Here is a 13,481-nt window from a genome sequence, read left to right as displayed (position 1 = left end):
TAGATAACCGCAGTTTCCGGCCCATCCGGCCGGGCCCGACGGTGATCTAACGCTGGACAGGAGTCTTATCGTGGCGCGCAAAATACCTGCAAAAAAAACCGGTTCCATTCAGACAGCTAATTCGCTGCCAGCTGTTGAAACGGAACTGCCCTATGCGATTATCGAGCACGCTGCGAACAACAGCCTGCTGTATCCCATCGATGCAATCAATGGCACGAAGGCCACGCTGACGCTGCCGGCGAATGCCACCAACGTCATGTTCTATATGGCGGTCAAGGATCAGGACCAGCCAAGCTTCGAGCCGATCTCTGTGGAAAACGGCGTCAATGTCGTCGACATTCCGGCACCGTGGGTCAGCTACTGCATCGGGCACACGGTATTGATCAAGTACACGGCCAATGCAGGGGGGCGCGCACTGGAATCCCTGACGCTGGAGTTGGAAATCCAACAGATCAGGGAGGAGCATCTCGTCGTCTCAAGGCCGGTGTTTACCCATGCCAAGGAGGAGTGGAGTACCTGGTACCTGCGCATGCAGGAGTTTACGGGGGATGAAATTGTCGCGATCAAGGCCTGGCCGATGATTCAACCCGGGCAGCGGTTGTTTGCCGTTGTTGCGGGTAACCAGTATGTCGCGCCCTATCGCTTCGCCTGGGTGGCCAGGGATCATGTGGTGCAGGAGCACGAAGCCCATCCAGAATATGTTTTCCGCTTTACGCTTTCGCGAGGCTGGCTGTCCAGGCTGGACGACTATTCAGCGATCACCGCTCACCTGGGCGTGATTTGGGACACCACCGCCCCGGTATACCCTGCGCCTGGCGATCCGCTTCTGGAGAATCCACTCCCAGTGAACGCCGAGGATTTCCACCTGCGCACTACCTCATTGCTACGGGTCGACCCTGTGCTGGATCTGAAACCGCCGCACTTGCGCGAGTCTGCGCATTACAACGGTGAGTGGTGCCTCAATCCAGAAAACACCCAGGAGGGAGGGGAGATCGTCATCCAGGGGCTGGACACTTACCAAGGTGACGAGGTGCGGTTTTATGTAAGCGGGCCCGGTTATGCGAAAAAGCCGTTGGGGGATTACACGGTTGAACAGGACGGCGAGATGCCTGTCGTCAAACTGCCGGCCTGTGTGGTGGCATGTTTCTTCAACAAGCAGATGACGTTGAGCTATGACCTCGCCGTCAGTGGCACGGTACAGCCGTCCCCAGTAAGGGTGATCAACGTTTTAACCCCCGAATTTGAGCGCCCGTTGATTGAAGAAGCGAACCCGGATCGGTTGTTGTGCCTTGATAACTTTTCAGGGGATGCAAACGTGATAGCGCCCTTGGGGGCATATGGTCAGTGCGCGAGCCATTGCTGGATGTGGATCGATGCTAAACATGCAGACGGCAGCGCTTACCGCCTGGATATTCTGGACGGTGAAGTTGTCACGGACGCTTGGAAAAGCGACGGCGTCAGGGCTGATATTCCAAGGGTTGCGTTGGAGAAGATCGGCGATTGCTCCAAGTTCGAACTGTGCGTCAAGGCCAGCTTTTGCGAGGCGAGCGAACTGAAGGACGCCCTCGAATTCCCATCCGCAACATTCACAATTTACCAGCAGCCCCTGACGCTACGGGCACCCACAGTCAGGGAGGCACAGGGCGGTGTTTTGGTGGCGTGGAACGGTCGCGAAGGGGGGCATGTCGAGGCGGTTTACGATGGCTATCAACCGAGCCACCAGCATACTGCCCAATGGTGCTTGAAAGGGGAGGACAGTTGCTGGTCACTGTCTTTGCAGCAGGGTACGTCCGACCCGGTCACTTTCCTCGCCTCCCGCGAACAAGTGATCAACAGCTTGCGCAAGACGGCACTGATTTCTTATACCGTGATCAATGCCTGCAAGCAGATGGTGTCCGAGACACTGGAGTTGCAGGTTGGTGAGCCCATCATGGCGCGGCGTCCTCGTCCCGTGGTGAGGCAGGCCACTGGCAACATCCTGGATCTGCGTACCTTCCCAGGGAAGGATGCAGAGGTCATCGTCAAGAGCTCCGATGTCGACGTCGATTTGGCGTGGTGGTTTTTCATGGAGGGGCATTTCGGGGTTATGACGCTTGAAGGAACTGCAAAAGATGGCTCTTCGACCACCGTACCGATCATGGCGAGGCGCCTCGAAAGCAGTGATAGGTACGAATTGTCGTGCTTGATCCCACGCTCGGATTTGGAGAAGTTAGCAAGTAATACGCAGATCACCATTAACTTTTCGCATTTCATAGGCCCAGATCCGGTTAAAAGCGTCGAGATCAAGTTTCAGCCGTTGACGTTGAACTTCATCACAGCGCTTTACGACCTCACTGATTTTGATCCATCCGGCAAAGGCTGGAATGGTTGGCAGAGAGGCTTAGGCGCATTAGACCCCAACGATCTGGAGTTGAGAGATGATCCGTGGGGCGGCTGGATTGGTTACTGGTTGCGTGACTACAGTTATACAGATACATCCAACCCTGCTACTGAGAGCGAGAAAATGTTTAAGATTTTCACCGATCTGGAACCGGGGCGCTCATATCATTTCTCAGCCTTGGTCTGTAATAGTAGTGGTCAAGGCGCCTCCCCCCTCATGGCGTTAGCCGTTGATAGAAAAGATATAACCGCGGTGATACAACCTCCGACAACCTGGCAGACACTTGAGGGCGTATTCGTAGCTACTTCAAGGACCGCAAGGCTTAGCGTTAATAATCACCAAATGGGTGCGGTCCGTGGTAACGATTTTGGAGTCACTATGCTCAAGCTCAACGAAGTCCAGCAATAGTTGACTGAGGTGGATCAAGCATAAGGCCTTCGATGTTCGGAGGCCTTATCCATAACGTATGCGCGTTGCTTATTTGGGCCCCAGTATCTTCACCAACTTCTCCGGCGACGGCGCCCCTTGCTGTTGCTGCAAGCCCCCTTGTCATCCAGATAGAAAATCGCCGGCGTCGCCGACAACTCCAGTTCCTCCATCAACTTCATATTGGCATCGAGCTTGGCCTCGATATCCGCCGGGATTTTGGCCAGTGCCTGCAACTTGCTGCCCTTGCCGGCGCCTTCGTGTTCTTCCAGGGCTTTTTGCGGGTCTTTGGCGGCTAACAGCGCTGCGGATTTGCCTGGGCTGTCTTCGCGGATGATGCCGACCATGATGTGGCGCAACTGCACCTTGCCGGCTTTTACCCAAGGGCGGGCTTGTTCCCAGAACATGTTGCAGTACGGGCAGTTGGGATCGCTGAACAGGTAGACGGTGCGCGGTGCATTGACGTCGCCGTCCTGGATCCAGCTGCTCTTTTCCATCTTGGCCCAGACTTCCTTGGACATCGGTGCGTACACCAGTTTTTCCAGGGGCGCGCTGCTCAGGTCGTTGCCCTGGGCGTCGTACAGGTTGCCGGCGATCACGCTTTTGCCGTCGGCGGTCAGGTACAGCGCCATGCCGCGGTTCTGGTACTGCGCGGCGTAGCCGGTGAGGCCGCTGGGGGCGTCGAATTTGCCGAGGATTTTAGCGCCCTTGGCTTCGATCTGTTTGATCGGGGCCGGCCAGTCTTCGGCCTGGGCCAGGGTGGCGGCGAGCGTCAAAGGCAGCAGGGTCAGCAGGTGGCGGAGGCGAGGCATGTGGGTTTCCTTTGTGGGGCGGTGTCGAAGGGTTCCATGGCACGGGCCAGGCTGGCTTGGGACAGCTCACCCAGGTGGCTGTTGATCAGGCGCCCGTCGGCTGTGTAGAACAGGGTGGTGGGCAGGGCCATGGAACCCACGGCCTGGCCGAGGCGACCGCTGGCGTCGAACAGCACGTTATCCAGGTTCAGGCCCTGAGTGGCCAGGTACGTGCTGACGCTTTGCATGCTCTCGGCCTGGTTGACGAACAGGAAGGTGACGTCCGGGCGTTGGTGCTGCGCGCGTTCCAGCACCGGCATTTCCCGACGGCACGGCGGGCACCAGGTGGCCCAGAGGTTGATCACCAGCGGGCCGCCTTTGTAATCGGCCAGTTGTACTACATTGCCATTGGCATCGCGCAAGGTGATGTCCGGCAGTTGCGAGCCCTTGTCGTAAAGGTGCAGGGACAGGCTGGCCATGCCCCAGAACACCAGGCCGCTGATTACCCCGGCACTCAGTGGTTTGCGCAGGGCCGGGCGCCGCCAGCCGTAGGCCAGCGCTCCCAGCACCAAGGCGATAACGCCGGGCCAGGCGAGAAAGCCGCCGTCGCGCAGGTCGACCATCTGCAGCCAGTCGTTGCGGTAATCGCTCCAGTACATCAGTACAAAGCTGACGCGCGCGGTCAGCATGCCGAGCAGGAACAGGCTGAACAGCACCGATTCGGGGTTTTCACCGCCACGTTTGGCCACGCGCCAGCCCACCAGGGTGGCAAGAATCAGCGCGCTGATCAGCAGGATATGATTCAGGGCGATGGCGAAGGTGCCGATGGTGAGGGTCAGCATCAGCGCGCGTCTCGGGTTTGCGTCCAGCGTTGCAGGAAGGCGGCGGCATCCACTTCGCCGGTGATGCGCTGGGCACGACGTTCTTCACCGTCCGGGCCGATCCACACGAAGCTCGGTGGCCCAGGGACTTTGTAACGGCCAAGCAGTTCGCGGCTGGCGGCGTTGTCGGCGGTAACGTCCAGGCGCAGCAGGCGCACGTCTTTCAAGGCATCCATCACTTCAGGTCTACCGAACACCTGTTTTTCCATGATCTTGCACGACACGCACCAGTCGGCGTAGTAATCCACCAGCACCCATTGTCCCTGGGCCTTGGCGCTGTCGAGCTGGCTTTGCAGGGCGGCCGGGTCGTTGATGGTCACGAACGCATCGTGCGCGCTGGCGGTGGCCGCGACCTGCGCGCCGCTGTAGACCTTCAGCGGTTGCCACAGCTCATCGCTGCCACCCGCCGCGCCCACTACCAATATCGCGCCCCACAGTCCCAGCAGCAGGGAACCGGCGCCACACACCTTGGCGGCCAGGCCGTATTCACGGGCCAGGGCCCAGCCACAATAGGCCATGACCAGCGCCAGCGCGCCCCACAAGCCGATCCACAGGCTTGCGTCGACCACCGGGCGGATCATCAGTACGGCGGTGCCGAGAAACAGGAAGCCGAAGATGCCCTTGAGCACGTTCATCCAGGTGCCCGGCTTGGGCAGGAACCGGTTGCCCACGGTGACCAGCAGCAACAGCGGAATGCCGATGCCGATACCCATGGCAAACAGGATCAGGCCACCGTGCAGCGCATTGCCGCTCTGGGCGATATACAGCAAGGCGCCGGCCAGGGGCGCGGTCATGCACGGGCCCACCAGCAGGCCGGACAACGCGCCGAGAATGCCGGCACCGACCAGGCTGCCACCGCTTTGCTTGCGGCTGACATGGTCCAGGCGATCGCGCAGGAAGGCCGGCAGTTGCAGTTCAAAGAAGCCGAACATCGGCAGGGCAAGGAGCACGAACAACGCGGCGAAACTGCCGAGGATCCACGGGGTTTGCAGCAGTGCGGCAAGGTTGCCGCCGAGCAACGCGGCCATCACGCCCAGCGCGGCATACACCAGGGCCATGCACACCACGTAGCTGCTGGCCAAGGCAAAGCCGCGACGCGGGCTGGCACCGCTGCCCACCACCAGCCCGGCGAGGATCGGCAGCATCGGCAGCGAGCAGGGCGCAAACGCCAACAACAGGCCCAGGCCGAAAAAGATCAACAGGCTCCAGCCCAGGCTGCGCTGTTGCAGGCCGCTGGCCAGGCTCTGGTCCTGGGCCTCGGCGGTGGCGGCGACTGCCGGGTTGCCGCCCAGATCCACGGTGATCGATTGCGGCGGATAGCACAGGCCGGCATCGGCGCAGCCCTGCCAGCCCAGTTTGACCTGACCGGTGGCGCCGGCCGGGATCTTCACTTCCAGGCCCTGGCGATACACTTGCTGTTCGCCGAAGAACTCGTCGCTATGGGCTTCGCCCTGGGGCAACACAGGCTTGTCGGCCAGGCCGTCGAATTTCATGCGCTGCTGGTACAGGTAGTAGCCGTCGGCAATTTGCCAGTACAGCTGGGTCTCGCCGCTTTCAAGACGTTCGGAGGTAAAGGTGAACGCTTTGCCCACCGGCAGGAAATCAGGTTTGGTCTCGAAAGGGTTGCCCGGCGCGGCCTGGGCCAGCCCCGCGAACAACACCAGCAGAAAGGTCAATAGATGCCGCATGGTCCAGCCTTAATTCGATACAAGTGAGACACACAATGTGTGGCGTTGATTAACCGATGATTAACCGGGCGCTATTCTAGAGTGTAGAGATTCCATGGTGTTGCGAAGTTCGCGGCATAATGCGCGCTTAATCCGTGCCTTTTCTAATCACCCGCATCTTTCATGAAGGGTTCAGCATGCACGTACTGGTCTGTGAAGACGACGAACTGATCGCCAGCGGCATCGTGGCCGGCCTCACCGCCCAGGGTTTCACGGTCGAACGCGTGGGCACAGCGGCGGCGGCCAGGGCGATGCTCAGGGCGGCGACCTTCGACATCATGGTGCTCGACCTTGGCCTGCCCGACGAAGACGGCCTGAAACTGCTGCAACAACAGCGCAGCCAGGGCCTGGAAATTCCGGTGCTGATCCTCACCGCGCGTGACTCGGTGACCAACCGTGTCGACGGCCTGCAGGCGGGTGCCGATGACTACCTGCTCAAGCCCTTCGACCTGCGCGAGCTCGCCGCCCGCCTGCAAACCCTGCTGCGCCGCGTGGCGGGGCGCAGTGTCAACCTGATCGAACATGGCCGCCTGGCCTATGACCCCAGCAGTCGCGAGACTTTCCTGGGCGGCCAGCCAGTGGACCTGTCGCGCCGTGAACAAGCGCTGTTGCAGGCCCTGCTGCACAACAAGGGCCGTGTGCTCTCCAGCGAGCAGCTCAAGGACAGCGTCTACGGGTTCAACGACGAACTGGAAAGCAACGCGCTCAATGTGCATATCCACCACCTGCGGCGCAAATTGGGCAATGGCATCGTCGAGACCGTGCGCGGCCTCGGCTATCGCCTGGGCCCGGCCGATACGGGAGAGGATGCTTCGTGATGAGCCTGCGTCTGCGCCTGACGTTCAAGCTCGGCGCCGCGTTTGTGTTGATCTGGGCCCTGGCGGCGGCCTGGATGCTCAACGACCTGCGCAACCAGATGATGTTTTCCCTCGACCAGCGCCTGGTCGCCTCGGCACGTATGGTGGCCGGGCTGACCGAACAGATGCCGGGCCTGGCCAGCGTCGGTGCCGGCACCCATTTGCGCACCGAGCAACTCAATGTACCGGGGGGCATGGCCTGCCAGGTCAGTTCCCTGCATGGCGAAATCCTGGCGCGCAGCCATACCACGCCGGATGAGGGGTTGGAGTCGCGCAAGAGCGGTTTTCGCGACCAGATGATCGATGGCGTGGGCTGGCGCAGTTTCACCCTGTCCCGTGGCGACCTGCTGATCACCACGGCCGACCGTCAGGTGGAGCGTGAGGCGCTGAACCTGTCGATCCTGCTGGCGGCCTCGGTGCCGGTCGGCGTGGCCTTGTTGGGGTGCCTGTGCTTGCTGTGGCTGGGTATCGGCCAGAGTCTGGTGCCGCTCAATCGCATGCGGGACGCCTTGATGCGCCGCAGCGCCGACTCGCTCGAACCGCTGCAGATCCACCCGCTGCCCAGTGAACTCAAGCCGTTGCTCGACACCCAGAACCAACTGTTGCAACGCATCGCCAAGACCATCGAGCGCGAACGCCGCCTTACCGGCGACGCCGCCCATGAACTGCGCAGCCCGTTGACCGCGATCAAGACCCACCTGCAAGTGGCCCGCATGACCGAAGGCGCGGCCCGTGACCAGTCCCTGGCCCACGCCGAGGAAGGCGCCGACCGCTTGCATCGCACTCTGGAGCAACTGTTGCTGCTGGCGCGGGTGGAGGGCAGCTTGTCGTTTGACGATGGCTTGCAGTCCAGCGCCGAGGACGTTGCCAGGCTGGCGATCCAGGACGCCAACGCCGGGGACAATTCGCGCATCGACCTGGTCCTGGCGGACAGCCTTGCCGCCACCCCGGTGGACATGCCCGTTGGCCTGGCCGTCGCGGCCTTGCGCAACTTGCTGGACAACGCTCTGCGCCATACTCCGGCCGATACCCGGGTGGAGCTGAAGGTGTCGTCCAGCGCTGACAAGGTGATATTCCGCGTGCGTGACCATGGCCCGCAGATATCCAGCGAAGACCTGCAATACCTCACCCAGCGCTTCTGGCGCAACGGCAGCAGCGAAGGCTGTGGCCTGGGCTTGGCGATCGTTCAAGCGATCGTCCAGCGCTGCGCTTGCTCGTTGACGTTCGACAGCCAGGCGGATGGCCTGCGGGTTGAATTGGGCATGCCGCTGCGACGCTGACTTTTCTGCAAGTGCCAAATAATTACCGCCCGCTTGAAGCTCACGCCTTCAGGATGGCGGTAATTTTTTTGCGCTTGAAAGGGCCGAATGATTCGGCCCGTACTGAAAAGGACGGATCTTATGTTGGTCATCGATACCAGTTTCCCTGCCAGGGACTTCAACGAACGTAACGGCGAGCCGGTGGGGCAAATACTCCCGCATTACACCGCGGCGCCCTTTGTCTCGTCCTTGCGCACCCTGACCCAGAACGGGGTCAGCGCTCACTATCTGCTGCCCGATCCTGACGAACCGGCCTACCGCGCCGCCGGTTATGAAGAACTGCGCGTGTTTCGCCTGGTGCCCGAGGACAAGCGCGCCTGGCATGCCGGGGCGAGCCATTGGGATGGGCGGGATAACCTCAACAGTCGCGCGATTGGCATTGAAATCGTCAACCTGGCGCGCGATGACAAAGGCGTGTTCATCTTCCCGGCGTATCACGAGCAACAGGTGGAGGTTTTGATTACGCTGGTGCGCGATATTCTGGAGCGTTATCCGCGGATCGGACCGGTGGATATTCTCGGGCATTCGGATGTGGCGTACTGGCGCAAAAGCGACCCGGGGCCCGAGCTGCCTTGGCGCTGCCTGTATGAGGCCGGAGTAGGCGCCTGGTTTGACGAGGCAACCCGAGCGATGTACCAACGCCGGTTTAGCCTGGGGTTACCGCCGGAGGTGGAGGTAGAACGGGCCTTTCAGCGGTATGGCTACAAACCGGCGTGGAACCGCCAAGCCTTTGAACAGCGGACACGGGCGTTTCAAATGCACTTTCGGGCGCGGGATTACGGTGGGCTTCTGGATGCCGAGACCTGCGCGATCCTGTATGCGCTCAACGACAAATACCGCGGGCTTTGAAACCAAACGCCATTCAAATGTGGGAGGGGGCTTGCTCCCGATAGCGGAGTGTCAGCTAACCATTGGCTGCCTGATACACCGCCATCGGGAGCAAGGCCTCTCCCACATTTGATTTGCACACGTCTGTAAATCTGACCAGGTCCCTAAATCCCCCCGCACCTGATGCGTCTTCAGAACATGAAGTCCGTGCGCATTCCCCGCCCCCCACGGATGACCACCATCACCCGCGTATTGAGGGATCGAGAGATGTCAGTCGCCACCAGCCCCATCGAAGCCGCGCCTGTGCACGTCAGCGAAACGCTCTACCAGTTCGACGACAGCCCGTTGCTGGCCCGGCAGCGCCAGCAGGAATCCAATGCCCGCAGCTACCCGCGGCGCATTCCCCTGGCGCTCAAGCGGGCCAAGGGTATCTATGTCGAAGATGTGGAAGGCCGCAGTTTCATTGACTGCCTGGCCGGCGCGGGCACCCTGGCGCTCGGCCATAACCACCCGGTGGTGATCCAGGCCATTCAACAAGTGTTGAGCGATGAGTTGCCGTTGCACACCCTGGACCTGACCACGCCGGTCAAGGATCAGTTCGTGCAGGATTTGTTCGGCCTGCTGCCGCCGGAACTGGCGCGCGAGGCGAAAATCCAGTTCTGCGGCCCCACCGGCACCGATGCGGTGGAAGCGGCCTTGAAGCTGGTACGCACTGCCACCGGGCGCAGTACGGTGTTGTCGTTCCAGGGCGGTTATCACGGCATGAGCCAGGGCGCGTTGAGCCTGATGGGCAGCCTCGGGCCGAAGAAGCCGCTGGGCGCATTGCTTGGCAACGGCGTGCAATTTCTGCCATTCCCCTACGACTACCGCTGCCCGTTCGGCCTGGGTGGCGCGCAGGGCGTGCGGGTCAACCTGCATTACCTGGAAAACCTGCTCAACGATCCCGAAGCCGGCGTGTTGCCGCCGGCAGCGGTGATTGTCGAAGTGGTGCAGGGTGAGGGCGGCGTGGTCCCGGCCGATCTCGACTGGCTGCGCGGCCTGCGGCGTATCACCGAACAGGCGGGCGTCGCGCTGATCGTCGATGAGATCCAGAGTGGCTTTGGCCGCACCGGCAAAATGTTTGCCTTCGAACACGCGGGCATCATTCCCGACGTCGTGGTGATGTCCAAAGCCATTGGTGGCAGCCTGCCGCTGGCGGTGGTGGTGTACCGCGACTGGCTCGACACCTGGTTGCCGGGCGCCCATGCCGGGACCTTCCGTGGCAATCAGATGGCAATGGCGGCGGGTTCGGCAGTGATGCGCTACCTCAAGGAGCACGACCTGGCCGCGCATGCGGCGGCGATGGGCGAGCGCCTGGGTGAACATCTGCGCCTGCTGCAGCGCGACTTCCCGCACCTGGGAGATATTCGCGGACGTGGGCTGATGCTCGGCGTGGAACTGGTGGACCCGGATGGCAAGCGTGATATCCAGGGCCACCCGCCGGTGCATCGTCAGCTCGCGCCGTTGGTACAACGTGAATGCCTCAAGCGCGGCCTGATCCTGGAGCTGGGCGGGCGGCATGGCGGCGTGGTGCGTTTCCTGCCGCCGCTGGTGATCACTGCCGCCGAGATCGACCGGGTCGCCGAGATCTTCGGGCGCGCCGTGGCAGCGGCGCTCGCCAGCCTCTAATTTTCCCGGCCCCTGAAACGTTTCTAGAGATATCAGCGCTGCGCATGGTGCGCGGCCAGCCTTTGAGCGACGGAGAACCGCAATGACCTCAGTATTTGACCGCGACGACATCCTGTTTCAGGTAGTGGTCAACCACGAAGAACAGTATTCGATCTGGCCCGACTACAAGGCCGTGCCGGAAGGCTGGCGAACCGTGGGCAAGAGCGGCATGAAGAAAGAGTGCCTGGCCTATATCGAAGAGAACTGGACGGATATGCGTCCGCTGAGCTTGCGCCAGAAGATGGATGGCGCTGCACTCGCCTGAGCACCACTGATCAAAAATGTGGGAGGGGGCTTGCTCCCGATAGCGGTCTGTCAGTCAGCTTATTTTTCAGCTGACCCACTGCCATCGGGGGCAAGCCCCCTCCCACATTTAGACAGTGTCGCCTTCTAGAGGCTCTTCTCTTTCTCCAATGCGCCTGATGCTCCCGTCACCACCTGCACACTCAAGCGCGGTGTCGCCAGGTCAAGCCCGGCTTCATCCAGATGCCGCTTGAGTGACAGGTTGAACGCCCGCGACACTTCCCACTGCTTGATCGGCGCCGTCTTGAACCGTGCGCGCAGGATCGCGCTGCCCGATTCAAAACTCTCCACGCCCTGGATCTCCAGCGGCGACCAGATATTGCGGCGTTGCAGTGGGTCATTGCGCATGGCGTGGCCGACATCGCGCATCAGCTTGATCGCGTCGTCGATCTCCATGTTGTAGGGGATCGCCACACGGAAGATCGCGTAGCCGAATTCCCGCGAGTAGTTCTTGATGCTCTTGATCTCGCTGAAGGGAATGGTGTGCACGATGCCGTCGATATCGCGCAGGCGCACGGTGCGAATGGTCAGCCCTTCGACGGTGCCGAGGTGACCGCCGACGTCCACGTAGTCATCGATGGCCAGGGAGTCTTCGATAATGATGAACAGGCCGGTGATCAGGTCGGCCACCAGCGACTGCGCACCGAAACCGATCGCCAGGCCGATCACACCGGCACCGGCCAGCAGTGGCGTGACGTTCATGCCCATGTTCGCCAGGGCGACGATGGCGGCGATGATAAAAATAGTCACGAACAGCACGTTGCGGATCAACGGCATCATGGTTTGCGCACGCGCGTTGGCCAGGCCTTTGCGCGAGCGTGTCAGGGCGTGATGGATCGCGGTGTCGCTGAGAATCCAGATCAGCCAGGCAAACAGTAAAGTCCCGCCGAGGCTGAACAGCTTGACGCTGATTTCATGGCCGTCGCCTTCGGTAAAGCGAATCAGCGACAGGCCCCACACCCGCAGGCCCAGTTCGATAAACACCAGCCACACCGCCAGGTGCGCCAGGGTGTAGACGAAGCTTTTCAGGCGGTCGGAGTACAGCGCATGGCGCTTGTGCCCGCGTTGCGGCTTGAGGGCGTGGCGCCGCACCAGCCCGTTGATCACCATGCACAACACCAGCAACACGGTGCACAGCAGCGACTGGCGCAGGGCGGTGCTGGTGTCGCCGGCGGATAGGAAGGTGGCGAACAGCGAAATGCCCACCAGCAACAGCGCCGGCAAGTACCAGAAGGTGCCGATGATCGACAGGGTATCGGTGAGGGCGCGACGGGTCAGGCGGCGCGACAGCGGCTGGTTACGGATCAGGTGGGCGATCGGCCGACGGAAGCGCAGGATAAACACGCCAGTGGACAGCGCCGCCATCACATTGGCCACGGTTGCAGCCGTATGAGCCAGGTGTTGGCCGAGCGCCGTGACCAGCCGCGGGTCGCTCAAGGCTTCGCCAAAGGCGGCGAAACTGCCGATCCACCACAGCGGGCGAAAGGCCTGATGGCGCAGGATATACAGGGCGCGATGGCGGTGCGGGCCGTCCAGCAGGGAAAACGCAATCACGCAGATCGCCGAGAAACAGGTGCCGACGACCAGGGCGTAAGCCAGCACCATCGCCAGGGATTTGCCCAGGGACGAGGGCAGGGCGTAGCTCAGGTAAACCGTGATCACCAGGGCGATCAACCACGGGCCGAGTTTGCGCAGGGCGAAGCGCAGCATGTCCCAGGTGCGTGGGTGTTGCGGAAGCTCTTCAGGCAGGCCGAAGCGTTCGCGCACGCGGTGACTGAGCCAGATCAGCGCGGCGGCCAGCAGGCTCCATACCGCCAGGATCACCGCAAAACCAAAGATGATCGGCAGCCATTCAGTGGCCGGCAGCATCAGTGCGCTGAGTTCGTCCCTGGCCAGGTCGACTTCATTGGACCAGCGGCCCAGCGGGCTGTCGGCGCCGGAAAACTGCTGTTCAAAGCCCGACAGCGTGCTGCCGATCAGGCCGAGCACACCGAGTTCGGCCGCCGGCTGGGCTTTTTGCGTGGCGGCGCGCAGTTTCTTCAAGTCGCTCAGCAACTGGGTGCGCTGCTGATCGTTCTCCAGGGTCTTGATCACCTCGTCCAGCGACTGCCCCAAAGGCACCTCGGCCTGGGGTTGGGCTTTGTTGGAACTGCCCAGCATTCCGGGCAGACCCACGGCTTGGGCGCAGGTGATAGGCAGCAGCGTGAGCAGGGCGATGAGCAGGTAGCAGGGCAGGGCAAACAGACGGGAAAGCACGAGGCA

9 protein-coding genes and 1 pseudogene are annotated in these 13,481 nt (G+C 61.6%); 6 read left to right on the top strand and 4 right to left on the bottom strand.

What is annotated here, in order from left to right; all coding sequences use genetic code 11:
* Positions 1-70: 70 nt before the first annotated feature.
* On the top strand, positions 71-2,788 hold the full coding sequence (locus tag C4J93_RS18320) for a hypothetical protein (protein WP_124430141.1): 2,718 nt from the start codon (positions 71-73) through the stop codon (positions 2,786-2,788).
* 69 nt (positions 2,789-2,857) lie between these two features.
* Here the strand turns inward: C4J93_RS18320 and dsbG are convergent.
* From dsbG to dsbD, 3 genes and pseudogenes are all read right to left on the bottom strand, one after another.
* A pseudogene (dsbG, locus tag C4J93_RS18315) lies at positions 2,858-3,618 on the bottom strand (thiol:disulfide interchange protein DsbG).
* The gene (locus C4J93_RS18310; RefSeq protein WP_124371394.1) at positions 3,594-4,439 is read right to left on the bottom strand and encodes a TlpA disulfide reductase family protein; all 846 of its coding nucleotides are present in this window, start codon (positions 4,437-4,439) and stop codon (positions 3,594-3,596) included. Before C4J93_RS18310 ends, dsbG begins: the two are co-directional and overlap by 25 nt.
* A complete protein-coding gene (dsbD, locus tag C4J93_RS18305; protein ID WP_124430140.1) occupies positions 4,439-6,166 on the bottom strand; it encodes a protein-disulfide reductase DsbD in 1,728 nt (575 codons plus the stop codon). Before dsbD ends, C4J93_RS18310 begins: the two co-directional genes overlap by 1 nt.
* A gap of 176 nt (positions 6,167-6,342) precedes the next feature.
* Between dsbD and C4J93_RS18300 the strand changes: the two genes are divergently transcribed.
* The 5 genes from C4J93_RS18300 to C4J93_RS18280 all read left to right on the top strand — a co-directional run bounded on the left by C4J93_RS18300 (position 6,343) and on the right by C4J93_RS18280 (position 11,181).
* On the top strand, positions 6,343-7,023 hold the full coding sequence (locus tag C4J93_RS18300; RefSeq protein ID WP_124371392.1) for a response regulator: 681 nt from the start codon (positions 6,343-6,345) through the stop codon (positions 7,021-7,023).
* Positions 7,023-8,342: an ATP-binding protein gene (locus C4J93_RS18295; protein ID WP_124371391.1), complete on the top strand. Its 1,320-nt coding sequence runs from the start codon at positions 7,023-7,025 to the stop codon at positions 8,340-8,342. Before C4J93_RS18300 ends, C4J93_RS18295 begins: the two co-directional genes overlap by 1 nt.
* A gap of 120 nt (positions 8,343-8,462) precedes the next feature.
* The gene (locus tag C4J93_RS18290) at positions 8,463-9,230 is read left to right on the top strand and encodes an N-acetylmuramoyl-L-alanine amidase (protein ID WP_124430139.1); all 768 of its coding nucleotides are present in this window, start codon (positions 8,463-8,465) and stop codon (positions 9,228-9,230) included.
* A 246-nt stretch (positions 9,231-9,476) separates the two neighbouring features.
* The gene (locus C4J93_RS18285; RefSeq protein ID WP_124430138.1) at positions 9,477-10,877 is read left to right on the top strand and encodes an aspartate aminotransferase family protein; all 1,401 of its coding nucleotides are present in this window, start codon (positions 9,477-9,479) and stop codon (positions 10,875-10,877) included.
* An 82-nt stretch (positions 10,878-10,959) separates the two neighbouring features.
* Complete coding sequence (locus tag C4J93_RS18280) at positions 10,960-11,181, top strand: MbtH family protein (protein ID WP_057721389.1); 222 nt, start codon at positions 10,960-10,962, stop codon at positions 11,179-11,181.
* Between the two features lie 125 nt (positions 11,182-11,306).
* Here C4J93_RS18280 and C4J93_RS18275 read toward each other — a convergent pair whose 3' ends face one another.
* The gene (locus C4J93_RS18275) at positions 11,307-13,475 is read right to left on the bottom strand and encodes a mechanosensitive ion channel family protein (RefSeq protein ID WP_124430137.1); all 2,169 of its coding nucleotides are present in this window, start codon (positions 13,473-13,475) and stop codon (positions 11,307-11,309) included.
* Positions 13,476-13,481 lie beyond the last annotated feature (6 nt).

It is taken from the genome of Pseudomonas sp. R2-37-08W, from assembly GCF_003851705.1.
Lineage (GTDB): Bacteria > Pseudomonadota > Gammaproteobacteria > Pseudomonadales > Pseudomonadaceae > Aquipseudomonas.
The sequence above is the reverse complement of the archived record's forward strand: the minus strand, read 5'-3'. Positions and strand labels throughout refer to the sequence as shown.